Here is a 24,436-nt window from a genome sequence, read left to right on the forward strand (position 1 = left end):
AAAAATGACCGACAGCGACGAGATCGACCTGCGCTGCCCGCAGATCGTTGCCGACAACGCCGCCAAGGGCTTGCGGCTGCGCCAGCAGTTCGGCCGCGGCGGCACCGAGATCGGCGTCGCGCGCGCCACCGAGCTCAAGAACCGCAAGAATCTGTCGCCCTCGACCATCCGGCGCATGGTCAGCTATTTCGCCCGCCACGAGGTCGACAAGAAGGGCAGGAATTACGGCAACGAGGACAATCCCTCGGCAGGCTACATCGCTTGGCTGCTGTGGGGCGGCGACGAAGGGCGCGCCTGGGCGCTGGAGATGAAGAAGAAGGTCGGCAACGCGCCGGACATCTGACGCGCTATCCCTTCACACCGCCGGCGGTAAGCCCGGAGACGATGYGGCGCTGGAAGATCAGCACCAGCACCACCAGCGGCACGGTGACGATCACCGAGGCGGCCATGATGTTGCCCCAGGGGATCTCGAACTGCGAGTTGCCCGACAGAAGCGCGATCGCCACCGGCACGGTGCGCTGCGTGTTGGTGGAGGTGAAGGTGAGCGCGAAGAGGAACTCGTTCCAGGCGCTGATGAAGGCGAGCAGCCCGGTGGTGGYGAGCGCCGGCCACATCAGCGGCAGGAAGATGCGCGTGACGATGAGCCACGGCCCGGCGCCGTCGAGGATCGCCGCCTCCTCGATCTCGACCGGCAGGTCGCGCACGAAAGTGGTGAGCACCCAGACCGTGAACGGCAGCGTGAAGATCATGTAGGACAGGATGAGCGCCAAGAGCGAATTGTAGAGATGCAGCGCCCGGATGATCTCGAACAGCCCGGCAAGCGCGGCCACCTGCGGAAACATCGAGACCGACAGGATGGCGAGCATCAGCGCCGAGCGCCCGCGAAAACGGATGCGCGCCAGCGCATAGGCCGCGGTGATGCCGATGAGCAGCGAGACCACCACGACCGCGCCGGAGACGACGAGCGAATTGACGAGATTGCGCAGGAAGGGACCTTCGGTCAGCACATTGCGGTAATTGGCGAGGCTGAACGATCGCGGCCACAGGTCCGCCTGGAACAATTCGGTTCCCGACTTCAGGCTGGTGACGATGGCGTAGTAGAACGGAAACACTGCGACGAAGACGATCGCCAGAAGCAGCAGATAGAAGGCGGYGCGCTTCAGCATCTTCACCTCAGCGCCCTCCCTCGAAGCTCAGCCGGCCGAGCCGGATATAGGCGATGGTGAGCAGGCCGACGATCAGGAAAAGCAGCGTCGAGGCGGCTGARCCATAGGCGAACTTGTCGAACTCGAACAGGTTCTCGCGCGCGAAGATCGACATCGACTTGGTCCGCACGTTGTTCGGCGTCAGCACATAGATCAGGTCGAAGATGCGCAGCGCATCGAGCGCGCGGAAGATCACCGCCACCATCACCGCAGGCCGGATCAGCGGCAGCGTCACCCATCGGAAGACTTGCCAGGGGCTGGCGCCGTCGAGCTTCGCCACTTCGAGGATCTCACGCGGCAGCATCTGCAGGGCCGCCAGGATCAGCAGCGCCATGAACGGCGTCGACTTCCAGATATCGACGATGAGCACCGCGATCATCGCGGTGTCGGCGCTGGCGGTCCAGGCGATCTTGTCGTGGATCAGGCCAAGGTTGAGGAGAACGACATTGATGATGCCGAACTGGTCGTTGAGCATCCACTGCCACATCTTGGYCGAAACGATGGTCGGGATCGCCCAGGGGACGAGGATCGCCGCCCGCACGATGCCGCGCCCCGGGAATTCGGCGTTGAGCGCAAGCGCGACGACCATGCCGAGCACCGTCTCGCAGGCCACCGACACCACGGCGAAGCGCACCGTGTTCCACACCGCGCGCCACCAGACCGGATCGACCAGCAGCCCGTCATAGAGCACCCGGCCGCTCGGCAGCCGCAACACCGAAAAATAGTTGTCGAAGCCCACCCATTGCCGCGCGTCGAGATCGGCCAGCGAGGCGTCGGTGAAGCTGTAATAGACCGTGCGCAGGAACGGCCAGCCGGCGACGACGGCGAGCACGAAGAGCATCGGCGTCAGAAACAGCCAGGCCGTGCGCACGCGCCGGCGCATCAGCGGCGATCGCCCTGCCGCGCTCACCAGCCCTTGCCTTTCAGCCTGGTCAGCCTCGCCTCGAGCTCGGCCAGATTGTCGGCGGCGGTTCCGTTCCCGGAGATCGTGTTGTGCACGGCCGTCCAGAACTGGCTCGATGCCTCGTTGTATTTGATCCTGGCGGTCGCCGAGGGACGCGGCTGCGCATTGAGGAAGATCGGTTTCCAGCGCGGCACGATCGGCTGCTGCCGGGCGATGTCGGGATCGTCATAGAGCGCCGCGATGGTCGGCAGGTTCGACGTCTTCAGCGTCCGGTATTTCTGCATCTCGGGCGAGGCGATGAACTTGACCAGGTCGATCGCCTCGGCGGGATGTTTCGAATATTTGGAGACGGCGAGGTTCCAGCCGCCCAACGTCGCGACCGGATGCCCGCTATCGCCGGCCGGCAGYGGCGCCACGTCGAACTTGCCCTTGATCGGCGAATTCTCGCTGTTGCCGAGCGCATAGGCATAGGGCCAGTTGCGCATGAAGACGGCATTGCCGGTCTGYCAGACGCCGCGCGCTTCCTCCTCCTGATAGGCAAGCACGCCCGGCGGCGCGATCGTGCCGATCCAGCCCTTGACCCTGTCGAGCRCCGCCGCCGCCTTTGGATTGTCGATGGAGATGCGGCCGTCCGGCTCGATGATCCCGCCGCCGCCATTCGACATCACCCATTCGAGCGCGTTGCAGGTCAGCCCTTCATAAGCATTGCCCTGGAAGACATAGCCCCAGAGATCCCTGTTGCCGGCCGCCCGCTCCTTGTTCATGACGAGCTTGGCGGTGTCCTGCAATTCCTTCCAGGTGGTCGGCACCTTGGCGTGATATTTGTCGAGCAAATCCTTGCGGTAATAGAGCGCCGGCGCATCGGTGAAGATCGGCAGGGCGACCAGCCTGCCGTTGACCGTCTGCGATTGGATGATCGACGGGAAATGCGCGCCCGCCACATCCCTGGTCGCCTCGGTCAGGTCGACCAGTTGGCTGGCCAGCTGCGGCGYCCAGATGACGTCGGTCTGGTAGACGTCGATGTCGCTGCTGCCGGCGGCAAGCCAGAGCCGGTACTGGCCGAACTGGTCGGTGGTCGAAGGCGGGATGACGACGATGTCGACCTTGTTGCCGCTCTTTTTCTCGTAACGGTCGAGGATCTCGCGCAGCACCTTGATGCCGTTGCCGGTGTCGCCCGACACAATCGACAGTTCGATGGCGCGCGCCGGAGAAGTCGCCAGCAGCAAGCTTGTTACGAAAGCGAAAACGGCAGGTGCTAAGAACTTCACGGGCGGGTCGCTCTCGCTTCCGAGCCGGCGAGGCGGACGTCCGCGCATTCGTCAGCTCATCAAGACCCCACCCCGCGTTGAATGCCGAGCGCCGCTTTTCGGTTCCGTCGGTGCTGCGGTGACGGTCGGGCCAGCGGTCGGTGAAGCCGGACCCGGTCGGCTCGACCGCGTCGGCATCGCGCTCCCTTGACCCGCTTTTCGCGAAAGCGGACGGGCTCCGAAACCCCCGCCCCGGAGCCCGTCTGGGAGTGGCTGACGCATGCCGGCACAGCCGCCTCCGACGCCTTGCCAGCGTCGATCCGCCGATCGGCCGCCCGGCACGACGACGCATTAGCATGACCTAACGTCAGCCTATGTGAAGCCGTTCACAATGCTGGCGCTGTCAGCCTTCCCAGTCGACCGGAATCATGCCTAGCCGCTCGTAGAGCCTGAAGGCCGCCGTGTTCTTCACCGTGTTGGTCTTGAGATCGACATGCGTCGCCCCGCGCTCGCGAAAGGTCAGGAACACGTGCCGCATCAACGCCTCGCCGAGGCCTTGCCGTCTCGACTCCGGATGGACGGCGAGGCCCTTGACGAAGCCGGACGTCCAGCAGAGCGCTGCGCCCRCAAGCAGGCCCTTGCCGTCGATCGCCAGGAAACAGAGGGCGGGGTCGAATTCCGCATCGCCGGCGATGCGCGGCCACCATTCGTCGAACGACCCGTCGGCGCCGTCGTCGAACACCTCTTCCAGCAGCGCGTGCAAAGCCTGCGCGTCACGATGCTCGAAGGCGCGCATGACAAAACCCTCCGGCCAATGCGGCGCGGTGAGCGTATCGTCGAGCAGCTTGCGCAGGCGGACGTCGTTGGGAGCCGGCGGGCGGGGCGTCGTGTTCTGATGCATGGCGCTGTCTCGAAACGCCGCGCGGATCGTCCGGTCAGGYGTCGGGCTGCAGTCGCCGCCGCTTGCGGTCAACGCCGAGGCCCRTCGCCTCGAGCAGGCCCTTGCGCTTGGCGTCGTAGTAGTAGCCGGTCTGGTAGAGCGTGTCGGCCCGCTTGGCGTTGCCGCCCGAAACCAGCCAGGCGCCGCGCAGATATTTCACCGCGTATTTGAGATTGGTCTCGGCGTCGAACAGGCCGGCCGCCGGCCCGTCATAGCCCATGCCGCGCGCCGTCGCGTGCTTGATCTGCATCAGTCCCCAATGGCCGTGATTGTAGGCTTTCGGGTTGAAGGTGCTCTCGCGGTTGACGACATGGCGCACCAGCTCGACCGGCACTTCGTAGATCGCCGAATATTTCTCGATCAGCCGCTCGATCTCGCCGCGCGGGCCGCTGGCATGCTGCTCGGGCTGGCCGGGTGCCGCCAGCAACGCCGGGTTGTCGGGCACCACATAGGCGGCCTGCTGGACGCCCGGCATCGGGGCGACTTTCGCCGACTGGCCGGTGACCGGCATTGCCATGCCCGCGGTCGTGTAGACCGCCGCTTGCTTGATCGACGCCCCTTGCTTGATGGATCCTGGACTGGTCGGCGAGCCGCCGGCCGTCAGCACCGGCGGCGGCGGAAACTGGCCGGCCATCGGCGTCGCTCCGGCGAAGGCCGCGGGCTGAGCCAGCGTCGCGCCGGGCTGGACGGGCGGCGRCAACAGCGCGCCTTGCGTCACGGGCGCCCCCGGCGCGGTCGCCATGGCGACGGCATCGCCGGCGAGCGCCGCGGTCTGCACCTGCGCGAGGCCGGAAGGCTCCGGCAGCACGGCCACGGTTTCCGGCAGCGCAACGGTCGGCGTATCGTCCGCGACGGCAGGCGTCGAAGCCGCCGCAAGCGCGGGCGCGGCCTTCATTTGCGAGGTCGTGTTGCAGCCGCTGAGACCGGCTGTTGCAACGAGCACGCCGAGCGCGGTGAATATGATTTTAGCTGGCAAGCCGTGCAGGTCCGGTTTGTCGGTTGTTAAGGAGTCCTTACACCAGYGATTCACACCCGGCAATCGGGGCCACTAGGCGGTTTTCGGGTGGCGATAACAGGGCGGAAATGCCATATTGTTCTGGATATGTACTCGTTTTTCGCCGTTTTACGGAAGGAATACGCCATGAAACCCACATCTGAGATCACGGCCGGCCACGCAGTGTTAGAAACAGTGATCGGCTTCATGGGCATCGCCTGGAGCGAGAAGGGCCTGATCCGGCTCTGCCTGCCCGAACGCAGCCGCGAGGCGATCGAGCGCCGGCTGTTGCGCCACCCCGGCGTCTCGACCTCGACGGACCAGCCGCGATGGGTGGTCGAGYTGATCGCCTTGATCAAGGCCTACGCGGYCGGCGAGGACGTCGACTTCTCCGGCGTGCCGGTCGATCTGGACGGCGTCGACGACTTTCGCCTCGCCATCTACGATGCGGCGCGCAAGCTCCGCTTCGGCGAGACCACCACCTATGGTGAGTTGGCCAGGCGCGCCGGCCATGCCGGCCTTCCGCGCGAGACGGGTGCGGCGCTCGGCGCCAACCCGGTGCCGCTGGTTATCCCGTGCCACCGCATCCTCGCCGCGGGCGGCAAGATCGGCGGCTTTTCCGCTCCAGGCGGCTCGGCGACCAAGGAAAAGATGCTGGCCATGGAAGGCGTTCGCGTCGGCCCGCCGCCGGCGGCGCAGGCCTCGTTCGGTTTCTGAGGGGCGCCTGCTCGCTCCCCCGTATCAATTAGTCATGCAGGAACCGGCGGCGGAAGCGCCGGTCGAAATCCGGACGCTTGCAGACATAGACCATGCAGGACCTGGTGTCGGCGCTCGGCACATAGGCGCGCGCCCGCACTTCGCCCGCGTTGCAGAAGCGCTCGTCACGCACATAGCGGTCGTAGAGCGGCAGCCCCGGCACGCGCGCCGACTGGTAGCGCAGGATGACGGCGCCCTGTCTGGCGATCGTCGCCTGCACCCGGTCGCAGCTCATGCGCGTCGGATCGTAACGCGACACCGCTTGCGCCTCCGCGGCCAACAAGATGAAGCAGGCGGCAAGCAGGATTGTCTTCATGGTTCCTCTCCTAAAGCAATCCAGGAAAAGTGCGTAGCGGTTTTCCGTCCGGAATTGCGTCAAACCGCTCTCACGCGGCAAGCATCTCATCCCTCCACAACGCGGGGCCGCTGTCAAAACTTCCATTGCCTTCGATGAGGACGACATGCCGGCAGCGCCTCAAGCGACCCGTCTTGTTWTCTCGCGCAAACTATCCTATATCCGCTACATTGAATTTGGCCGATCGATCGGGCCTCGCGATCCCTCGCGTTTGCTGACGTCTCCAAAATTTCGATACCACCGGCCGGACTTTGGTCCGGTCAAACAAAAGCAAATGTGGAAGGGCATTTTCCATGGCAACTGGTACGGTCAAGTGGTTCAACGCCACCAAGGGCTACGGCTTCATTCAGCCTGACAATGGCGGCGCGGACGTTTTCGTCCACATCTCCGCTGTCGAGCGCGCTGGCATGACCAGCCTCGCTGAAGGCCAGAAAATCAACTTCGAGATCGAGCAGGACCGCCGCACCGGCAAGTCCGCTGCTGGGTCTCTGAGCAAGGCAGCCTGATTTAGCGCAGGGCGCGCGCCGGACGAAGGTTCGGGGCGCGCGGCAAGTCACGGATGTACTGACGGTCGCGCGAGAAGCGCGCCGGAGCGAAAAGACCCGACAAGCTGGAACAGCAGATAGCTGCCAGCCCGGACCAGACGCTCCCGATCAGGCTACCGGCATAGGAAGGCGGGCATTGCCCGCCTTTTTTGTTGCCTAGAGTTTGGGGCGAGTTCTTCTTCGGGCCCAGCAGGCCCACGGGTGGCACTTTGGGGCCATTAGTGCTACCTTTCATGCATGACCAAACTCGAGCAGATCGAAAAGTCCGTCGCCGAACTGAGCCCCGAAGAGCTGAAAGCCTTTGCCGCCTGGTTCGAGGCGCTGCAGGCTGATCTGTGGGATAAGCAGATCGAAGCCGACGCGAGGGCGGGGCGGCTGGACAAGCTTGCAGAACAAGCACTGGCCGACCACCGCGCCGGCCGGACCCGGCCTCTGTGAACCACTTTGCCGCCCCTTCGTTATGGGACGCCTACGATAAATTACCTAAATCAATCAGGATGACGATAGCTTTGCCAAGCTGCGCGCAGAYCCGTTTCATCCTTCGCTCCATTTCAAGCGGGTTGGACGTTATTGGTCAGCTCGAGTTGATCTGGACTACCGTGYCGTCGCAGTCCGGGACCAGGACGACATGATCTGGTTTTGGATCGGCACCCACTCCGAATGAACGCCTTTTGAAATAGCCGCTTACGGCCGTGAGCGTACCGAGCGGCTCGTTGGCGCGCTCGTACAGGTCAGGTGCGAAGCGGCGATCGCATGAGGAATTACCCCACCCACTCGATCGGCACATGYCCCTTGTCCGCCTCGACCCGCTTCAGCCAGGCGGCGACGGCCGGATAGGCATCGAGCTGGAAGCCRCCCATCCCGGCGGTGTGGGTATAGGCATAGAGCGCGATGTCGGCGACGCTGTAGGCGCTGYCTGCAAAGAACTCGTTCCGCTGCAGATGCTGGTTCATCACGCCCAGCGCCTTGTTGCCGCGCTCCAGCGTCTGCGCCAGCCGTTCCGGCGTGGCGTCCTTCGCCCGTTCCGGGAAGGTCAAAAGCGCCTTGCGCACCGCGATGTAGGGCTCATGGCTGTATTGCTCAAAGAACAGCCATTGGTAAGCCAGCGCCCGCTCATATTTGTCGGCCGGCAGGAAGCGCGTGCCCTCGGCGAGATAGAGCAGGATGRCGTTGCTCTCGGCGATGCGCCTGCCGTCGTCGAGCTCGAGCATCGGCACCATCGCGTTCGGATTCTTGGCGACATAGTCGGGCTTGCGCGTTTCGCCGGTATGCGAACTCACCTCGACCCGGGTGAAGGGGACGCCGAGCTTCGCCATCAACAGCCGCGGCTTGTAGCAATTGCCGCTGTCGGCCATGTCGTAAAGGATCATACCTCTTGCCTCTCCGAGTCTCCTTGGAACGCTCTAACGCGCGCGGCCAGGTCCCATCCAGTGATTTGTTTTTGAGAAGAACCATCAGCGACGCTTATACGTCCTTTGGGGGCCAGCATCAGCGATGCTGATACGCTTTCTCTGGTCGRCATCAGCGATGCTGATGCAGGGGTACGACCTTGTTGCCGGCGTCGAGCAGGGCACCGATGGAAAGCGGTTCTTCCTCGAAGATCGTGCCGGCGAGCGCCGGGCGAGCGAGATGGAAACCCTGCAAAAGGTCGACGCCGCCCTCGAGYGCGACGCGCAAATGCTGCGCGTTTTCGATGCCCTCGACCAGCACTTTTGCGCCGCGATCATGCAGCGTCGCTACCAACGGCCGGAAGAAGCGCTCGGCGGCGGCGTGRCGGCAGAGCTCGCCGAACCAGGCGCCATCGATCTTGACGATGTCGGGCGCAAGCAGGTCGATGCGCGCCTCGGTCGAATGCCCCGTGCCGAAATCGTCGATGGCGATGCGGATCCCGTCGCGCCGCATTTCGCGCACCAGGCTGGCAAGAACGTGATCGTCGGCCGCCTGCTCGGTGATCTCGCAGACCAGCAGGCCGGGCTCCAGATCGAAATCGCCGAGATGCCTGGTCATCAGCCGGATCTCGGCCAGCGCCCGTCCGAGATGGTCGTTGACGTTCGGATTGTAGTTGAAGAACAGCGTCAATCCCTCGACGCCGATGTTGCGATAATTGCCGAGATGCAGCATCCGGCACAGCGTTTCGACAAACAGCCGGTCGGACGCGGGAACGCCGCCGAAGAAGATCGAAGAGGCTACCGGCTGGGCAATACGGCGCGGCTCGATCAGCCCTTCAACGGCAACCGCCCTGAGCACGCTGCCTTCCGGCGCGAAGATCGGTTGATAGGCGCTCCACAGCCGGAACTCGCCATAGACGCCGAACTGGAGGCCGATCTCGTCGGCGAAGATCGCCCCGGCGACGTTGCGCCGCCTGTCCGGTTGTCCGCTCATGGCGCGACCTTGCGCCCGAACACTCTTGCCCGTCGCGCCTGCGGCGCCGGGGCGCCGCTTGCGGCGACCTGTGCCTTGCTTTCTTCGGCCGAAGGCTGCCGCGCGACCTTGCCGAAGACGCGAAAGCTGGTGGGGGCAAGTTCCGGCCGGGCAAGCACATAACCTTGCACCATCGAGGCGCCGGACCTCTCGGCGAGCTCCAGCTGCCAGCTTTCCTCGATCCCTTCGAAGACGGTGCGGATGCCCTGGTCCTCGAAGCTTTGCACCATCGCCGTCAGCAACGCGAAGCCGGCGCCGGACTCCATCAGGTGGGTGATCCAATGCGCATCGAATTTGACGATGTCGGGCTTGAGTTCCTTGATCCGGTTGATGTCTGAATCATCGGCGCCATAGTCGTCCACCGCGATGCGGAACCCGTTCGCCCTGAGCGCCTCGACGAAGCCGTAGAGCGTTTCCTGCGAAGCCGATTTCTGCTCGGTGACCTCGCAGACGATGCGGCGCGGATCGATGCCGGCTTCGTGCAGCACCAGCCGCATGTCGCGCAGCGCCTTGTCGGCGATGCTGCGATCGGTGAAGACCGAAKGGTCGAAATTGACGAAGATGGAGGCCTCTTCCGGCAGGCAGGCGCCGGCGTTCAGAAGATGCAGCGTGCGCGTCAGGGCCTCGATATGCAGTCGGTCGGCCGCCGGGCAGGTCCCGAAGAATGCCCCCGGCGATTGCGGCTCGCCGTCGCGGAACGGCCGGATCAGCCCCTCGAAAGCAGCGACCGAAAGCTTGCCCTCCTTGAAGGCGAAGATCGGCTGGAACGCGCTCTGCAGCGTATAGATGCCCCAGACACCCGAGGAGGTGCCGTCGTCATGACGGATGATATGGGCAAGCCCGATGCTGCGCGACAAGATTTCCCGCTCCGCGAATAGGCGCAATCCGATCTGCGATCCTGCCAGCCAAGGGTTTACCGGCCGTTGATGAATTTAGCGTTGCCGCTCACGCAGGCTGACTTTGGTCACGCCTCCTTGACCTCTGGCTCATCGCACAATGCTTGCGCTCGGCGCCATGATGCGACATGAGAGGCGCCGCGGCCGCTCCTGGCCGCCTTTCCTAGGAGACATCTTGTCATGGCCTTTCTCGCCGACGCCCTTTCCCGCGTWAAGCCTTCCGCGACCATCGCGGTGACGCAGAAAGCGCGCGAGCTGAAAAATGCCGGCCGTGACGTGATCGGCCTCGGCGCCGGCGAGCCGGATTTCGATACGCCCGACAACATCAAGAACGCGGCGATCGAGGCGATCCGCCGCGGCGAGACCAAATATCCGCCGGTCTCCGGCATCGTGCCGCTGCGCGAGGCGATCGCGAAGAAATTCAAGCGCGAGAACAATCTCGACTACCGCCCGGAGCAGACCATCGTCGGCACCGGCGGCAAGCAGATACTGTTCAACGCCTTCATGGCGACGCTGAACCCGGGCGACGAGGTCATCATCCCGCGCCCCTACTGGGTGAGCTATCCCGAAATGGTGGCGATCTGCGGCGGCACCTCGGTCTTCGCCGACACCTCGATCGACAACGGCTTCAAGCTGACGGCCGAAGTGCTGGAAAAGGCGATCACGCCGAAAACCAAATGRCTGTTGATGAATTCGCCGTCCAATCCGTCGGGCGCCKCCTACACCGAGGCCGAGCTTCGGGCGCTGGCCGATGTGCTGCTCAAGCATCCGCATGTCTGGACGCTGACCGACGACATGTATGAGCACCTGACCTATGGCGACTTCATCTTCAAGACCATCGCCGAGGTCGAGCCGAACCTTTATGAGCGCACGCTGACCATGAACGGCGTGTCGAAAGCCTATGCCATGACCGGCTGGCGCATCGGCTACGCCRCCGGCCCGGTGCCGCTCATCAAGGCGATGGACATGATCCAGGGCCAGCAGACCTCGGGCGCCTGCACCATCGCGCAATGGGCTTCCGTCGAGGCGCTCAACGGTCCGCAGGACTTCATCGCCAAGAACAAGGCGATCTTCCAGGGCCGGCGCGACCTCGTCGTCTCGATGCTCAACCAGGCGYGCGGCATCACCTGCCCCTCACCCGAAGGCGCCTTCTACGTCTATCCGTCTTGCGCCGGGCTGATCGGCAAGAAGACCAAGACCGGCAAGGTGATCGACAATGACGAGACGTTCTGCTCCGAGCTGTTGGAAGCCGAAGGCGTCGCGGTGGTGTTCGGCTCGGCTTTCGGCCTTGGACCGAACTTCCGCATCTCCTATGCCACGTCGGATGCCTTGCTGGAGGAAGCCTGCACGCGCATCCAGCGCTTCACCGCGTCGCTGACCTGATCGGCGGCATCGCCATTTGAATGAGAAACCCGGCTTGAGCCGGGTTTTCTATTGGACAGCTTCAGYCGCCATATTGCTCCGGCGTCACCGCCTCCAGCCAGTCGGCGTGCAYGCCATTCAGCGCCTCCTGCATGGCGATGTGCGCCATGGCTGTTTTCGCGCCGGCGCCATGCCAGTGCTTTTCGCCCGGTGCGAAGGAGACGACGTCCCCTGCCCTGATGATCCGGACCGACTCGCCCCAGCTCTGGGTAAGCCCGGCGCCGGCGGTGACATAGAGCGTCTGCCCGAGCGGATGGGTGTCCCAGTAAGTGCGCGCGCCGGGCTCGAAACTGACCAGCGTCGCCCTGAGCCGCGCCGGCGCCTCCTTCTCGATGATCGGCGTCTGCAGCACCCGGCCGGTGAAATACCTGTCCGGCGCGATGATGGTCGGCACGCTGCCGCAAGCAATGATCTTCATCGTCTCAATCCTCGAACTGATGCCGCATCGGCGGTGGTGGCCGCTCACCCTCGCGGCGGCGCTTTGCGTCGAYGCCGCGCGCGACGCAACCGCCTCCGGGCTGGGGCATCGCACTTCGGTCACGGTCACCTGACTTCGGCAGCCGTGGCCAGAACAGCCCGGCCCGCTTGCGGTGGGCCGCGTAGGCGTCGGCCATTTCCGTCCGCGAGAACTTCTTCTCCTCGTCCAGCGCGGCGATCAGATAAAGCACGAATATCCCTGCAACCGGCACCACAGCCCAGCTCGACCAGGTCGCGATGCCCCAGCCGGCCCAGAAGATGATGTAGGACGTGTAGAACGGATGGCGGAGGTACAAGAACGGCCCGTCGGTCACCAGGCCGTGCGGATCGTCGGCGTCGAAGACGAACCGCAGCCGCGCCTTGCGCGACCTCAAAATCGCCCACCAGAACAGCGCCGAACTCACCAGTTGAACCGCCAGCCCTACGATCTTGGCCAGCGGCGGCTGCGGGAGGATCCATATGATCGCCAGGAAAAACAGCGCCGTGGCGGCCACGACCACCGAGATTATCGTGGCGCCTGAGGACATGCCCGATGATTGGAAATGGGCGCGCGTCGACCACAGATACTGGCCGACCGTGGCGATACCGACGATCGAGACAAGAAGGTCGAGCCCGCGTTCCAAGTCAAATTCCATGGCCACACCGAGAATTCGAGGGCACTATAGCCGGTTGCTGCATATTAGTCTTTTCTTAACCAGAAACCTAAAGCGCGTGTAGACCCGGGAATGCGATGTTGGAAGCAACGCAATCCTGAGGTTCTATGCGCCATGGCCATTGCCGAGCGCACCATCAGCACCCCACAGGCCGATTTGCGCGTCAGCGAATCGGCGGGGCCAGGCATGCCCATCGTGATGATCCACGGGTCCGGCGCCTCGCGCGCGGTGTTCGCCCGCCAGTTCGACAGCCCGCTTGCCGACGCCCACCGGCTGATCGCTTTCGATCTCCCGGGCCATGGCGAGTCCTCGGACGCGGCCGACCCGGCGACGGACTATACGATCACCGGCCTGGCGCGATCGGCGGCGGAGCTCATCGACAACCTGAACGTCCGCCATGCCATCGTCTACGGCTGGTCGCTCGGCGGCCATGTCGCCATCGAGCTCGCAAGCTTCCATCCGGTCGTCAAGGGTCTGATGCTGACCGGCGCGCCGCCCGTGTCGAAGGGCTTCTTCGGCATGCTGCGCGGCTTCCACGCCAACTGGGACATGCTGCTGGCTTCCAAGAAATTCTATTCCGAGCGCGACGCCGAACGCTTCGAAACGCTCTGCTTCGGCGATAGCGCGGACGCGTCCTTCCGCGAAAACATTCTTCGCACCGACGGCCGTCTGCGCGCCACGGTGACACGCTCGATGATGGCCGGCAAGGGAGCCGACCAGAAGCAGGTGGTCGAGCAGGCCGACTTCCCGGTTGCCATCGTCAATGGCGAGAACGACCCGTTCATCCGGATTAACTACTTCGACACGCTGGACTGCGGCACGCTGTGGGAGCAATGCCACGTCGTGCCCGGGGCCGGACACGCCCCTTTCTGGGAGCGGCCGGACCTGTTCAATCCGATGCTGTCGCGCTTTGCCGGGTGGGTGGCGGCACAGGACGCCGCGATCGTCGTGCCAGYCCGGCGCCGTGCAGGCTGACGCCCCGTTCATCCGACGTCTCGCGCCTTGGTTTCGCTTCGCAGTGAGGTCGTCGCAACCGGCTTCGGGCAGTCGCCGAGCGACAGTCCTGACTCCGCGCTCAGGGCCGGCTGCAGCCGCTTCCAGGGCTATTTCTTCGGCAAGCCGGCGCCGCGCGACAGGGCAAGCGCCTTGTGTGCCGCCGCCCGCGAGCCGCTCGCCCTCACAGCCTGACGAACAGGAAATCGCGGCCTGCCGGACCCAAGCCGGCGAACATCCTATTTTTCTTGCCCTGCCGGCAAACCCGTGTGACGATGGTTTTGGGAAGAGGTGAAAMCCCCGCCCGCGACGGCCGAACAGGCCGGCCGCCGCTCTGCACAGGGTGCGATCGGACGCAAACCGGTTTCCACTTTTGCTGATCGCCCTCTTGGGAAACGCCTGAGTGGAGGTTCAGCCATGGGTACTCGCGCCGGAGAACGACGCACGGGACCGAAATGCATCGCCATAGTCGGTCCCTTTGCAAGCGGTAAGACGACACTTCTCGAAGCAATTCTCGCCCGCACGGGCGCCATTCCCCGCCAGAACCCCGTTTCATCGGGCAACACCGTTTCCGATCATTCACCCGAAGCCCGCGCCCACGCCATGAGCGTCGAGGCGACCTTCGCGACCACCGATTTCATGGGCGAGCAGATCACTTTCGTCGACTGCCCCGGCTCGATCGAATTCGCCTTCGAAGCCGAACCCGTGCTTGCCGCCTGCGACCTCGCGGTCGTCGTCGCCGAGGCCGACGAGAAGAAGATCCCGGCGCTGCAGCTCATCATGCGCAAGCTCGACGACCTCGCCATTCCGCGCATCCTGTTCCTCAACAAGGTCGACAAGGCGATCGCGGGCGTGCGCGAGACGCTGAAGATGCTGCAGCCGGCGAGTTCTGTACCGCTGCTGCTGCGCCAGATTCCGGTGCGCAAGGACGGCGTCGTCATCGGCTCGATCGATCTGGCGCTGGAGCGCGCCTATATCTATCGCGAATACGCCGCGAGCGAAGTGGCCGAAATTCCAGGCGACGACAAGGCACGCGAGCTGGAAGCGCGTTTCTCCATGCTGGAGACACTTGCCGATCACGACGATCACCTGATGGAGCAATTGCTGGAGGAGATCGAGCCACCGAAGGACGCGATCTTCGACGATCTGTCGGCCGACCTGCGCGCCGGCGCGGTGACGCCGGTGCTGATCGGCACGGCCGAGAAGGGCAATGGCGTGCTGCGCCTGTTGAAAGCCATCCGCCATGATGCGCCCGATGTCGAGACGACGAGGAAACGCCTTGGCGCGCCGGACGGCCAGACGGTGGTGCAGGTGATGAAGACCATCCACACCGCGCATGGCGGCAAGCTTTCGGTGTCGCGCGTGCTTTCCGGCCAATTGGCCGACGCGGCCGAGCTCTTCCTGTCCAACGGCGACACGGCAAAGGTCTCGGGCATCTACAGGATGCTGGGCAAAGACCAGATCAAGCAGACATCGGCCAAGGCCGGCGACACGGTCGCGCTCGGCAAGCTCRACAACGTCAAGACCGGCCAGACGCTGAGCTCGACCAAGGGCGGCATCCGGCCATTGGTCACATTGGAGCCGCCRCAGCCGGTCTTCGCCTTCGCGCTTCGTCCCAAGGAGCGTAAGGACGAGGTCAAGATGTCGGCGGCGATCCAGCGGCTTGCCGAGGAAGACCCGTCGCTCAGCCTGCGCCACAACCAGGACTCCGCCGAAACCGTCCTGTCGGGTCACGGCGAAATGCATCTGCGCGTGGTCCGTGAGCGCCTCGAGGGCAAGAACCAGATTCCGATCGAGGGCCATGCCCCGGCGGTGCCTTACCGGGAGACGATCCGCAAAGGAGCGCAGCAGCGCGGCCGCCACAAGAAGCAATCCGGCGGTCACGGCCAATTCGGCGACGTGGTGATCGAGATCAAGCCGCTGCCGCGCGGTTCCGGCTTCCAGTTCTCCGACACCATCACCGGCGGCGTGGTGCCGAAAACCTATATCCAGTCGGTGGAGACGGGCATTCGCGACTATCTGAAGACGGGTCCGCTGGGCTTCCCGGTCGTCGATGTCGCCGTCAACCTGTCGGACGGCTCCTACCATGCGGTCGACTCCTCCGACATGGCCTTCCAGATGGCGGCGAAGCTGGCGATGAAGGAGGGCATGGCCGCCTGTTCGCCGGTGCTGCTCGAGCCGATCATGAAGGTCGAGATCGTCACGCCTTCCGACGCGACCTCTAAGATCATCGCGCTGATCCCGCAGCGGCGCGGGCAGATCCTCGGCTATGACGCAAGGCCCGACTGGCCGGGCTGGGACGTCGTCGAGGCGACCATGCCGCAGGCCGAGATCGGCGACCTGATCATCGAGCTGCGCTCGGCCACTGCCGGCGTTGCCAGCTACAAGGCCGCTTTCGACCACATGGCCGAGCTCACCGGCCGGCTCGCCGATGAGGCGATGAACGCCAACGGCAAGGCTGCCTGATGCATGTCGCCCCAAAGTGCATAACGGTTTCGGGAGAATGACATGCGTCAAGCAAGGGACTGAAGCGCATCGCGCTTTGATTTGTGGCGAAATGAAAACGGCGTCCGGATGATCCGGACGCCGTTCCTATTGCGGACCGTTTTCCTGGGAGGCAACGGCTGGTCCGCCGCATCCGGAAAAAATGGTTCGGACGCGGTAGCTGCCTGAGCCCGGTCTTCCGAGTGATGCCCCCATCTCCCGAACCGACCAACCGCGTCCTATCATCCACTTAAACCATAGACTGCGTCTGCGACATGTTACCCGATGTTACATGTCACTGTTACGTGGCGGATTCGGTCGTGTTTTTGCCGGCTCGAAGGCATGCAGGCAACAAAAAAGCCGGATCAATAAAGATCCGGCTGAGTTTGATTGGAAGTGCCGATTAAGGCTAACCTCCAGAGGGGAACACTCGAGGGCGCTAATGGGAGGAGAACGCGCCCTGGAGATGTCACTATATATGTGCTCATCATGCCCAAGAAACAAGCATCTATTTTGCAACACACGCATGCAAAAAGACGCAGGCTGTGGTCCAACCTATTCCTGGAACCCATAGGACCAGGAAAATCGCCGGTTTCGGCGCGTTTCCGGCCCTAAAGCGACTGCTTAAATGCAAAATCGAGCCGATTTTGCTCGGAAATAGGCTAGCCGGCCAAATGATGTCAATTTCGGCAAGCCGAGTTTATTTTCACGGCAGGAGACCGATGATGCGAACTTTTTCGGCAATCGCCGGCAGCGCGCTGTTCCTTGTCGCGGCGCCCGGCGTTGTCGCCGGGCTGCTGCCGTGGCTCCTGACCGACCATTATCGCAAGCCTCTGTCGGCGGTGTCGGGCTTCGTGCCCGCGGGCTCTGTTCTTGTGGTGGGGGCAGCCGCCATCCTGCTCCATGCCTTTGCCCGTTTTGCGCTGGAGGGCCTCGGCACACCCGCTCCCGTGGCGCCGACCGAGAAACTGGTCATCAGCGGCATCTACCGCCACGTGCGCAATCCTATGTATGTCGCGGTGCTGGCGATCATCCTTGGCCAGGCGCTGATCTTTTCGAGCTGGCCGGTGCTGTTTTACGGCCTCATCGCCGCGGCAGCGATGATCTCCTTCGTCAAGGTCTATGAAGAGCCGACGCTCGCCAGCCGCTACGGCGCGGAATACGAAACCTACCGCCGCGCCGTCCCCGGCTGGCTGCCGCGCATCACACCCTGGCGCGGCCAGTAGTCCCGGCCGGTCATTTCAATAAGACCAGCTGCGCGCCTTGGCGATAATGAAATCGCGAAAAACGTGCAGCTTCGCCTGGTTCTTCATCGCGTYGGGATAGGCGAAATAGGTGTCGAAGGMCGGTACCTCGGTCTCCGGCAGCAGCTGGACCAGGTTCGTGTCCTTGCTGATCACATAGTCCGGCAGCATGGCGATGCCGGCGCCGCCCTGCACCGCCCGCTTGATCGACAGGATGTCGTTGATCTGCAGCGTCGGCACTCTCTGCGCGCCCTCGAAATCGCCGACCGTCTCCAGCCAGTTCAGCTCCGACAGATGCGAAGGCACCGGCACGCCGAAGGTGACGATGCGGTGGTTCCGGAGCTCGGCGATCGAGGCCGGCTTGCCGAACTTGGCGATATAGGACGGCGCTGCGTAGAGGTGGAAATGCACCGTGAACAGCCGGCGCTGGATAAGGTCCGGCTGTTGCGGCTGCCGCAGCCGGATGGCRCAATYGGCCTGGCGCATGGTGAGGTCGAGCTCCTCATTGGCGAGGATCAGCTGCAGGCTGATCTCGGGATAGAGCTCGATGAATTCCTGCACGCGCTCGGTCAGCCAGCCGGCGCCCAGGCCCACCGTGGTCGTCACCCTGAGCACGCCCGACGGCCGGTCCTTGGTTTCGGTGARCCGCGTCTTGATGGTTTCCAGCTTCATCAGCACGTCATGCGCCGTGCGGAACAGCATCTCGCCCTGCTCGGTCAGCACCAGACCGCGTGCGTGGCGGTGGAAGAGTGCGACGCCGACATCATGCTCCAGCGCGCTGACCTGCCGCGAGATGGCCGATTGCGACAGATGCAGCGTCTCGGCGGCATGGGTGAACGACCCAGCCTCCGCCGCGGCGTGAAATACGCGTAATTTGTCCCAGTCCAGCGCCATGATTCCCCTCGCGTTGCCTTTGGCGTCTGAATGAAAAATCAGGCTTTTAAACGGCTTTTTTCAGCCGATCTGTCATTCCGCCGCTTCGCGGTGGACCTCGATGCCCGCCAGATATTTTTCCGCCTCGAGCGCCGCCATGCAGCCAAGTCCGGYCGCCGTCACCGCCTGGCGGTAGACGTCGTCGGTGACGTCGCCGGCGGCGAACACGCCGGGCACGTCGGTGCGGGTCGAATCCGGCGCCGTCCACAGATAGCCGTTCGGCTTCTGCTTCAGCTTGCCGACGAAGAGCTCGACCGCAGGCGCATGGCCGATCGCCACGAACACGCCGTCGACCGGCAGCTTCGATTCCTGGCCGGTCACGACGTTGCGCAGCGCCAGGCCTTCGACGGAAGGCGGCAGCGGCGCCTTGCCTGGGCGCCCGGTGATCTCGTCCACCACCGTGTCCCAGATGACGCGGACATTGTCCTTCGCAAGCAGCCGTTCGCGCAGGATGCGCTCGGCGCGGAAATCGCCGCGCCGATGGATGACGGTGACGCTCTTGGCGAGGTTCGACAGATAGAGCGCTTCCTCGACCGCGGAATTGCCGCCGCCCACAACCGCGACGTCCTTGCCGCGGTAGAAGAAGCCGTCGCAGGTCGCACAGGCCGAAACGCCAAAGCCCATGAAGGTCTGTTCCGACGGGATACCCAGCCACTTGGCCTGCGCGCCGGTGGCGATGATCAAGGCATCCGCCGTGTAGACCGTGCCGGAATCGCCGATGGCGCGAAACGGCCGCACATTGAGGTCCACCTCGGTGATGATGTCGTTGACGATGTCGGTGCCGACATGCTCGGCCTGCGCCAGCATCTGGCTCATCAGCCAAGGCCCCTGGATCGGATCGGCGAAGCCCGGATAGTTTTCGACGTCGGTGGTGATCATCAATTGGYCGCCCTGCTGCAGGCCGGCGACCAGCATCGGTTTCAGCATGGCGCGGGCGGCATAGATCGCCGCCGTGTAGCCGGCCGGGCCGGAACCGATGATGAGAACAGGTGCGTGTTTCGTGTTCATGAAAAAGTCCCCTGCGGCGCGCGGCCGTGGTTTGTTGCGCGTAATGTAAGTGTTGCCCGTGGGACCAGCAAGGCAAGTTGGCCTTCGTCCCCGGAAAGCTTCGTCCCCTGCATATCGGGCCATATCGCCGCCCGTCACCAATGCATGTCGCCCAGAGGTATGCGCGGCGCTGGATCACGCCCTGCATCAAAACAAGGAGAAAATCATCGCAAAGCTATGGCCTCCAGCGCGAAACCAAATTACAAAATCGCGAAAGATTCTTGCGTGAAAGCCCATTCATRCCGCTCAAAGCCGATCTCGACGCCATCGACTGGAAGATCCTGCGCGAGCTGCAGGGTGACGGCCGAATGACCAATGTCGAATTGTCCAACCGGGTCGGCATCTCGGCGCCGCCTTGCCTGCGCCGCGTCAGGCGGCTGGAAGAGGCCGGCATCATCCGCGGCTACCGCGCGCTGCTCAACGCGCCGGCGCTCGGCATGGATGTCGTGGCCTTCTGCCTGATCRGCCTGCATCATCAGGCCGATGCCGAGCTGAAGACCTTCGCCGAGCGCACGCGCGGCTGGCCGATCGTGCGTGACGCCTGGATGGTCTCGGGCGAATCCGATTTCCTGCTGCATTGCGTGGCGAGCGACCTCGGCACCTTCCAGACCTTCGTCATCGAGGAGCTGGCCTCGGCCCCGAATGTGGATACCGTACGCACCGCCCTGACCATCCGTCGCGTCAAGGACGAAGGGCTGGTGGCCTTCCCAACTTAATGTGCCGGCTTCCGGAAATTCGCCCGTGCAAACAAAGGGCTTAGCGCCAGGTTTTGAATCAATCCGCGATCAGAGCGACCGTATCGCGGTGAGCAGGCCTTCGAGGTCCGTGGCGTCGCGTAACGGCGAAACCGAAAGCCCGTCCATCGTCGAGACCTCGCCGTCGACAAGCCAGCCGCGCTTGAGACCAGCGCGCTGGCCGGCTTCCAAATCGGCCGGCTTGTCGCCGACGATCAGCGACCGCTTCAGGTCGAGGCCGAGGCGGCGACCCGCCTCCAGCAGCATGCCCGAATTGGGCTTGCGCATCGGGTGATCGGCAATGGCGAGAGGACCTGAACCAGCGTCGTGATAGGCGCAGGCGAGCACCATGTCCACGAAGGCATTTTGCTCGGCCAGCAAATCCAGCACCCGCCCATTGACCCGCGCGAACRCATCCCAGCCGAAATAGCCGCGCGCGATGCCGGACTGGTTGGTGACGACGATGACCGGAACACCGCACTGGTTCGCGGCCTCGATGACCGGCGCGATGCCGTCGCGCAACACCATGGCCGCCGGATCGTCGGGATAGCCGGTGTCGACATTGATCGTGCCGTCACGGTCCAGGAACAGCGCCGGCCGGCCGGTCGGAAAGCTCCTGGTGCTGGTCCGCTCGACCCAGAGACCTGGCTCGGCCAGCGGAAAGCCCGTATTCTCAGCCATTGCTGAGACGCGCTTCGACCGCCTCGCACAGATGGTGATAGAGGCACAGATGCCCCTGCTGGATGATAGGCGTCGAGGTCGACGGCACGTTGAGCAGGATATCGGTCAGYGGCTTGAGCTTGCCGCCGGTTTCGCCAGTCAGGCTGATCACCGTCATGCCCATCACCCTCGCCTGCTCGGCGGCGGCAAGGATGCTCGGCGAATTGCCGCTGGTCGAGATCGCCAGCAGCACCGCGCCTTCCGACCCATGCGCCTCGACCTGGCGCGAGAAGACGGTGTCGAAGCCGTAATCATTGCCCCAGGCGGTCAGCACCGCAGCATTGGCCGGCAGCGCGATGACATTGTAGGCCTTGCGCTCCTTCAGGAAGCGGCCGACCAGCTCACCGGCGATGTGGATGGCGTCGCTGGCCGAGCCGCCATTGCCGCAGATCAGCAGCGCCTTGCCTTGCGACAGCGCGGTCACCACGGTGCTCACCGCGCGTTCCATCTCGGCGGTGAGATCGCGCTCGACCATCGCCGAGATCGCCGCCGCGGAGCGGACAAGGTAGTCGTTCAAATCGGACATGAGACCCTCAGTTTGCGGCACGCAGCCTGCCGATCGTGTTCGTCGTGCTCTTGCCGGCGACGAGGTCGACCAGCACCACGCGCCCGCCCGCCTTCTGCACCACATCGGCGCCGACCACGGTCTCGATCGTGTAATCCGCGCCCTTGACTAGGATGTCCGGCAGGAGCGCCTCGATGAGCTTCAGCGGTGTATCTTCCTCGAAGACGACGACGGCATCGACAGAGGCAAGCGCTGCCAGCACGCAGGCGCGGTCGTGCTGGTTGTTGACCGGGCGTCCAGGCCCTTTCAGCCGGCGCACCGAGTCATCGCTGTTGAGGCCGAGCACCAGCCGGTCGCACTGGCTGCGCGCRGCATGCARCAGGCTGACATGGCCGGCATGCAGGATGTCGAAGCAGCCATTGGTGAAGCCAACGGTCAGCCCCTCTTCCTTCCATGCCGCCACCATCCTGGCCGCGRCATTGAAATCGAGGATGGCGTCCTGGTGACCGGTCGGCCCATGCGAGCGGAACAGCGCGCCGGACAATTCCTCGACGTTCAGCCGCGCCGTGCCGCGTTTTCCCACCACGACGCCGCCGGCCGCGTTGGCGATGACGGCCGCATGCACGCGGTCGGCGCCGGCGGCAAGCGAAAGCGCGAAGCTCGCGATGACCGTGTCGCCGGCTCCTGAAACATCGAACACTTCGCGGRCCTGGGTGGAAATGTGGCGGGCATCCTCGGCGGAGACCACGCTCATGCCCTTCTCGCTGCGCGTGGCGACGATGAATTCGAAATCATGCGCGGCGATCAGGTCGCGTGCGGCGGCCACGATCTCGTCGTCGCCGAACACCTTGCGCCCGACCGCCTCGCCAAGCTCCTTGCGGTTCGGCGTAACCGCCGTCGCGCCTGCATAGCGCGCGTAGTCGTGCCCCTTCGGATCGACCAGCACCGGCTTGCCGGCATCGCGGCAGATCGCGATCAATTCGCCGGCGACGCCGTCGAGCAGGATGCCCTTGCCGTAATCGGAGAGGATGACGATATCGGCGCGGCCGAGCGCCGCCTGGAAATGATCGATGAGCTTGGCCCGCTCGGCGGAGGTGAGCGGCTTGATCTCTTCTTCGTCGAAACGGAGCACCTGCTGGTTGAGCGCGCTGAAGCGGCTTTTCGACGAGGTCATGCGGTCCTGGCGCTGCAGCAGCCCGTCGGTGTCGACGCCGATCTCGCCAAGCATGCGCATCAGATTGTTGCCGGCCTGGTCGGCGCCGATCACCGACACGGGTATGGCGGCCGCGCCCAGCGAGACGATGTTGGAGACGACATTGCCGGCGCCGCCCATGTTGAGCGACTCGCCCTTGCCATGCAGAACGGGGATCGGAGCTTCCGGCGAGATGCGCTCGATCACGCCGCTGACGAACCGGTCGAGGATGAAATCGCCCACGACCAGCACGGTGACGTCGCCGAACCGGGCGATGGTGCGGTGCAAAGGTTCCGGAGAAGGCGGATTGTGCTTGATCATCTCGCTCGAGGTATGCCTGAAGAAGGCCGGACTTGAATAGATTTCAGCGCCGGAATTGTGGCGTGGGCTGCTCAAGGCGATGCCGATATACCGCAATTCGGGTCAGTGCAACGCCGGCCCGCCTACCTCAGCTCCGCTGCAGGGCGACATGAACGCCGAGCCCGACAAGCACGGCACCGCCTGCCCGTTGCATCAAACGCTGCGCCCGGCCCGATCGGCGAAGCCGCGCGACCATCGCGCCGGCAAGGAAAACACACACGATGTCGGCGGAGGAGAACATCAGATTGACGATGGTTCCGAGCACGACGAACTGCAGCCAGACCGGAAACGCCGCCGCGGCATCGATGAATTGCGGCAGGAACGCCATGAAGAAGATCGCGGTCTTCGGATTGAGCACCTCGACGGTGACGCTTTCGAAAAAGGCGCGACGGGCCGATTTCCGCTCGATCAAGGGCAGAGCCGCATCCRTTCGTTTGCGGAACATGGAGACGCCAAGCCAGATCAGGTAGAGCGCGCCRCCGAGCTTGACCGCCAGATAGAGCGGCGGCACCGCATGGAACAGGACGGACAGGCCGGCGGCGGCCGCGAAGACATGGAAATAACCGCCAAGGTGAATGCCAAGTGCCGCCGTCAGCCCCGACCAACGGCCGCGCGCCATCGTCTGCGCGGCGGCATAAAGCATGGCGGGRCCCGGGATATAGGCGAAGATCGCCGTGGTGGCGAAGAAGGCGATCAGCAGTTCAGTGGACGGCATGCCTGGTCCCTCAATGATCACGTCTCTGTCAGGCTACGCCTTGCTGGCCTGATCTCCATATTGGCGATACCACAGATATGGATATCTTCGAATTCCTCCAACATAATTTCAGACGTTGGCGCTGCCCCTCACCTGCCTGCCGGCATCCTCTCCCCGTATAGTGACGGGGAGAGGGGAGCTGTCATCGACGGTTTCGCCAATCGCCAACGTTGCAATAGGGGCGCCGAGGTTGCGGTCAGCCCTTTCTCCCCGTCACTATACGGGGAGAAATGCCCGGCAGGGCAATGAGGGGCAGCGCTAACCTGACGTGGTTCCCGACATTCAGCCGGAAGCGACTGGGCTCGCGGCGGCGATTGACCTAATCGCGACTTTCTCCGGCAGCGTACTCCTCAAGCATCTCGACATGTTCGACCGGGGCGTCCTTCGCAGCGTAAGCGCGACGGCTGTCGTCGGCGAAGCGAGCCTCGTAGGCCTCAATGCTCATCAGGACATATCTAGGCTTGTTGTGACGAGTGATGGAGACAGGTTGCTGGCTCGCGGCCGCAAGAACGTCACCGAGATTCTGTTTCAAATCGGTCGACGGATATTGTTTCATGGAATGCTCCGTTTTGTACATAATAGACAAAACGGGCGAAATAGACAAGAACTACGAGCTGGGTACGGGACGGGCGCCAGCTTTATCGACACTCCCCTC

General features: G+C 64.0%; 27 protein-coding genes. 9 read left to right on the forward strand and 18 right to left on the reverse strand.

Annotated features, from left to right (window positions below):
- Window positions 1-4 precede the first annotated feature (4 nt).
- Entirely contained in the window at window positions 5-343 is a 339-nt protein-coding gene (locus LCM4576_RS21960; protein WP_071034640.1) for a hypothetical protein, read from the forward strand.
- A gap of 4 nt (window positions 344-347) precedes the next feature.
- Here the strand turns inward: LCM4576_RS21960 and LCM4576_RS21965 are convergent, their stop codons facing one another.
- The 5 genes from LCM4576_RS21965 to LCM4576_RS21985 all read right to left on the reverse strand — a co-directional run bounded on the left by LCM4576_RS21965 (window position 348) and on the right by LCM4576_RS21985 (window position 5,272).
- Window positions 348-1,166: a carbohydrate ABC transporter permease gene (locus tag LCM4576_RS21965; RefSeq protein ID WP_071034696.1), complete on the reverse strand. Its 819-nt coding sequence runs from the start codon at window positions 1,164-1,166 to the stop codon at window positions 348-350.
- A 7-nt stretch (window positions 1,167-1,173) separates the two neighbouring features.
- Window positions 1,174-2,088 carry a carbohydrate ABC transporter permease gene (locus tag LCM4576_RS21970; RefSeq protein ID WP_071034641.1) on the reverse strand — a complete coding sequence of 305 codons (915 nt, stop codon included), beginning with the start codon at window positions 2,086-2,088 and terminating at the stop codon, window positions 1,174-1,176.
- Between the two features lie 23 nt (window positions 2,089-2,111).
- Window positions 2,112-3,335 (reverse strand): ABC transporter substrate-binding protein, encoded by a 1,224-nt coding sequence (locus LCM4576_RS21975; RefSeq protein WP_407067390.1) that lies wholly within the window; start codon window positions 3,333-3,335, stop codon window positions 2,112-2,114.
- Between the two features lie 424 nt (window positions 3,336-3,759).
- Window positions 3,760-4,257, reverse strand: coding sequence for an N-acetyltransferase (locus LCM4576_RS21980; RefSeq protein ID WP_071034642.1), 498 nt, complete (start codon window positions 4,255-4,257; stop codon window positions 3,760-3,762).
- Between the two features lie 34 nt (window positions 4,258-4,291).
- Window positions 4,292-5,272, reverse strand: a complete 981-nt coding sequence (locus LCM4576_RS21985; protein ID WP_071034643.1) for a lytic transglycosylase domain-containing protein — start codon at window positions 5,270-5,272, stop codon at window positions 4,292-4,294.
- A gap of 165 nt (window positions 5,273-5,437) precedes the next feature.
- Here LCM4576_RS21985 and LCM4576_RS21990 point away from each other — a divergent pair, with 165 nt between their 5' ends.
- On the forward strand, window positions 5,438-6,007 hold the full coding sequence (locus tag LCM4576_RS21990; RefSeq protein ID WP_071034698.1) for a methylated-DNA--[protein]-cysteine S-methyltransferase: 570 nt from the start codon (window positions 5,438-5,440) through the stop codon (window positions 6,005-6,007).
- Between the two features lie 28 nt (window positions 6,008-6,035).
- Here LCM4576_RS21990 and LCM4576_RS21995 read toward each other — a convergent pair whose 3' ends face one another.
- Window positions 6,036-6,362: a hypothetical protein gene (locus LCM4576_RS21995; RefSeq protein WP_041010155.1), complete on the reverse strand. Its 327-nt coding sequence runs from the start codon at window positions 6,360-6,362 to the stop codon at window positions 6,036-6,038.
- A 332-nt stretch (window positions 6,363-6,694) separates the two neighbouring features.
- On the opposite strand from LCM4576_RS21995, the gene LCM4576_RS22000 reads away from it, so the two are divergent.
- Together LCM4576_RS22000 and LCM4576_RS22005 are read left to right on the forward strand one after the other, a co-directional pair.
- A complete protein-coding gene (locus LCM4576_RS22000; protein ID WP_027168154.1) occupies window positions 6,695-6,907 on the forward strand; it encodes a cold-shock protein in 213 nt (70 codons plus the stop codon).
- Window positions 6,908-7,183: 276 nt separating this feature from the next.
- Window positions 7,184-7,384, forward strand: coding sequence for a hypothetical protein (locus LCM4576_RS22005; protein WP_041010462.1), 201 nt, complete (start codon window positions 7,184-7,186; stop codon window positions 7,382-7,384).
- Between the two features lie 323 nt (window positions 7,385-7,707).
- Here the strand turns inward: LCM4576_RS22005 and LCM4576_RS22010 are convergent, their stop codons facing one another.
- The 3 genes from LCM4576_RS22010 to LCM4576_RS22020 form a co-directional block, all read right to left on the reverse strand.
- The gene (locus tag LCM4576_RS22010) at window positions 7,708-8,316 is read right to left on the reverse strand and encodes a glutathione S-transferase family protein (protein ID WP_071034644.1); all 609 of its coding nucleotides are present in this window, start codon (window positions 8,314-8,316) and stop codon (window positions 7,708-7,710) included.
- Window positions 8,317-8,467: 151 nt separating this feature from the next.
- Window positions 8,468-9,328, reverse strand: coding sequence for an EAL domain-containing protein (locus tag LCM4576_RS22015; RefSeq protein ID WP_040989574.1), 861 nt, complete (start codon window positions 9,326-9,328; stop codon window positions 8,468-8,470).
- Window positions 9,325-10,224 (reverse strand): EAL domain-containing protein, encoded by a 900-nt coding sequence (locus tag LCM4576_RS22020; RefSeq protein ID WP_071034645.1) that lies wholly within the window; start codon window positions 10,222-10,224, stop codon window positions 9,325-9,327. The genes LCM4576_RS22015 and LCM4576_RS22020 overlap by 4 nt, the downstream gene beginning before the upstream one ends.
- A 219-nt stretch (window positions 10,225-10,443) precedes the next feature.
- On the opposite strand from LCM4576_RS22020, the gene LCM4576_RS22025 reads away from it, so the two are divergent.
- Complete coding sequence (locus LCM4576_RS22025; protein ID WP_071034646.1) at window positions 10,444-11,646, forward strand: pyridoxal phosphate-dependent aminotransferase; 1,203 nt, start codon at window positions 10,444-10,446, stop codon at window positions 11,644-11,646.
- Between the two features lie 61 nt (window positions 11,647-11,707).
- Here LCM4576_RS22025 and LCM4576_RS22030 read toward each other — a convergent pair whose 3' ends face one another.
- On the reverse strand, window positions 11,708-12,103 hold the full coding sequence (locus tag LCM4576_RS22030; protein WP_071034647.1) for a cupin domain-containing protein: 396 nt from the start codon (window positions 12,101-12,103) through the stop codon (window positions 11,708-11,710).
- A gap of 4 nt (window positions 12,104-12,107) precedes the next feature.
- Window positions 12,108-12,797, reverse strand: a complete 690-nt coding sequence (locus tag LCM4576_RS22035) for an isoprenylcysteine carboxylmethyltransferase family protein (protein ID WP_083361464.1) — start codon at window positions 12,795-12,797, stop codon at window positions 12,108-12,110.
- A 132-nt stretch (window positions 12,798-12,929) separates the two neighbouring features.
- On the opposite strand from LCM4576_RS22035, the gene LCM4576_RS22040 reads away from it, so the two are divergent.
- From LCM4576_RS22040 to LCM4576_RS22055, 3 genes are all read left to right on the forward strand, one after another.
- On the forward strand, window positions 12,930-13,790 hold the full coding sequence (locus LCM4576_RS22040; RefSeq protein ID WP_071034648.1) for an alpha/beta fold hydrolase: 861 nt from the start codon (window positions 12,930-12,932) through the stop codon (window positions 13,788-13,790).
- Between the two features lie 435 nt (window positions 13,791-14,225).
- On the forward strand, window positions 14,226-16,274 hold the full coding sequence (locus LCM4576_RS22050; protein WP_071034650.1) for an elongation factor G: 2,049 nt from the start codon (window positions 14,226-14,228) through the stop codon (window positions 16,272-16,274).
- Window positions 16,275-17,017: 743 nt separating this feature from the next.
- Window positions 17,018-17,518 (forward strand): isoprenylcysteine carboxylmethyltransferase family protein, encoded by a 501-nt coding sequence (locus LCM4576_RS22055; RefSeq protein WP_071034699.1) that lies wholly within the window; start codon window positions 17,018-17,020, stop codon window positions 17,516-17,518.
- Window positions 17,519-17,533: 15 nt separating this feature from the next.
- On the opposite strand, the gene LCM4576_RS22060 is transcribed toward LCM4576_RS22055, so the two are convergent.
- Both LCM4576_RS22060 and trxB read right to left on the reverse strand, forming a co-directional pair.
- Window positions 17,534-18,430: a LysR family transcriptional regulator gene (locus LCM4576_RS22060; protein WP_071034651.1), complete on the reverse strand. Its 897-nt coding sequence runs from the start codon at window positions 18,428-18,430 to the stop codon at window positions 17,534-17,536.
- A gap of 72 nt (window positions 18,431-18,502) precedes the next feature.
- Window positions 18,503-19,477, reverse strand: a complete 975-nt coding sequence (gene trxB, locus LCM4576_RS22065; RefSeq protein WP_071034652.1) for a thioredoxin-disulfide reductase — start codon at window positions 19,475-19,477, stop codon at window positions 18,503-18,505.
- 278 nt (window positions 19,478-19,755) lie between these two features.
- Between trxB and LCM4576_RS22070 the strand changes: the two genes are divergently transcribed.
- Window positions 19,756-20,232: an Lrp/AsnC family transcriptional regulator gene (locus LCM4576_RS22070; RefSeq protein ID WP_071034700.1), complete on the forward strand. Its 477-nt coding sequence runs from the start codon at window positions 19,756-19,758 to the stop codon at window positions 20,230-20,232.
- A 69-nt stretch (window positions 20,233-20,301) separates the two neighbouring features.
- On the opposite strand, the gene LCM4576_RS22075 is transcribed toward LCM4576_RS22070, so the two are convergent.
- The 5 genes from LCM4576_RS22075 to LCM4576_RS22095 all read right to left on the reverse strand — a co-directional run bounded on the left by LCM4576_RS22075 (window position 20,302) and on the right by LCM4576_RS22095 (window position 24,337).
- A complete protein-coding gene (locus LCM4576_RS22075; RefSeq protein ID WP_071034653.1) occupies window positions 20,302-20,931 on the reverse strand; it encodes an HAD-IIIA family hydrolase in 630 nt (209 codons plus the stop codon).
- Complete coding sequence (locus LCM4576_RS22080; RefSeq protein ID WP_040989594.1) at window positions 20,924-21,496, reverse strand: SIS domain-containing protein; 573 nt, start codon at window positions 21,494-21,496, stop codon at window positions 20,924-20,926. Before LCM4576_RS22080 ends, LCM4576_RS22075 begins: the two co-directional genes overlap by 8 nt.
- Before the next feature lie 7 nt (window positions 21,497-21,503).
- Complete coding sequence (gene rfaE1 / locus LCM4576_RS22085) at window positions 21,504-22,988, reverse strand: D-glycero-beta-D-manno-heptose-7-phosphate kinase (RefSeq protein WP_071034701.1); 1,485 nt, start codon at window positions 22,986-22,988, stop codon at window positions 21,504-21,506.
- Window positions 22,989-23,115: 127 nt separating this feature from the next.
- Entirely contained in the window at window positions 23,116-23,742 is a 627-nt protein-coding gene (locus LCM4576_RS22090) for a LysE family translocator (protein WP_071034654.1), read from the reverse strand.
- Between the two features lie 358 nt (window positions 23,743-24,100).
- Complete coding sequence (locus tag LCM4576_RS22095) at window positions 24,101-24,337, reverse strand: type II toxin-antitoxin system Phd/YefM family antitoxin (protein WP_040990363.1); 237 nt, start codon at window positions 24,335-24,337, stop codon at window positions 24,101-24,103.
- Between the last annotated feature and the right edge of the window lie 99 nt (window positions 24,338-24,436).

This window comes from Mesorhizobium sp. LCM 4576 (assembly GCF_001854815.1).
In the GTDB taxonomy this organism is placed as follows: domain Bacteria; phylum Pseudomonadota; class Alphaproteobacteria; order Rhizobiales; family Rhizobiaceae; genus Mesorhizobium; species Mesorhizobium plurifarium.

Coding starts and splice junctions, on each gene's coding strand:
- LCM4576_RS22055 (WP_071034699.1), top strand. CDS start 17,018: ATGCGAACTTTTTCGGCAATCGCCGGCAGCGCGCTGTTCCTTGTCGCG.
- LCM4576_RS22005 (WP_041010462.1), top strand. CDS start 7,184: ATGACCAAACTCGAGCAGATCGAAAAGTCCGTCGCCGAACTGAGCCCC.
- LCM4576_RS22000 (WP_027168154.1), top strand. CDS start 6,695: ATGGCAACTGGTACGGTCAAGTGGTTCAACGCCACCAAGGGCTACGGC.
- LCM4576_RS22095 (WP_040990363.1), bottom strand. CDS start 24,337: ATGAAACAATATCCGTCGACCGATTTGAAACAGAATCTCGGTGACGTT.
- LCM4576_RS21960 (WP_071034640.1), top strand. CDS start 5: ATGACCGACAGCGACGAGATCGACCTGCGCTGCCCGCAGATCGTTGCC.
- LCM4576_RS21995 (WP_041010155.1), bottom strand. CDS start 6,362: ATGAAGACAATCCTGCTTGCCGCCTGCTTCATCTTGTTGGCCGCGGAG.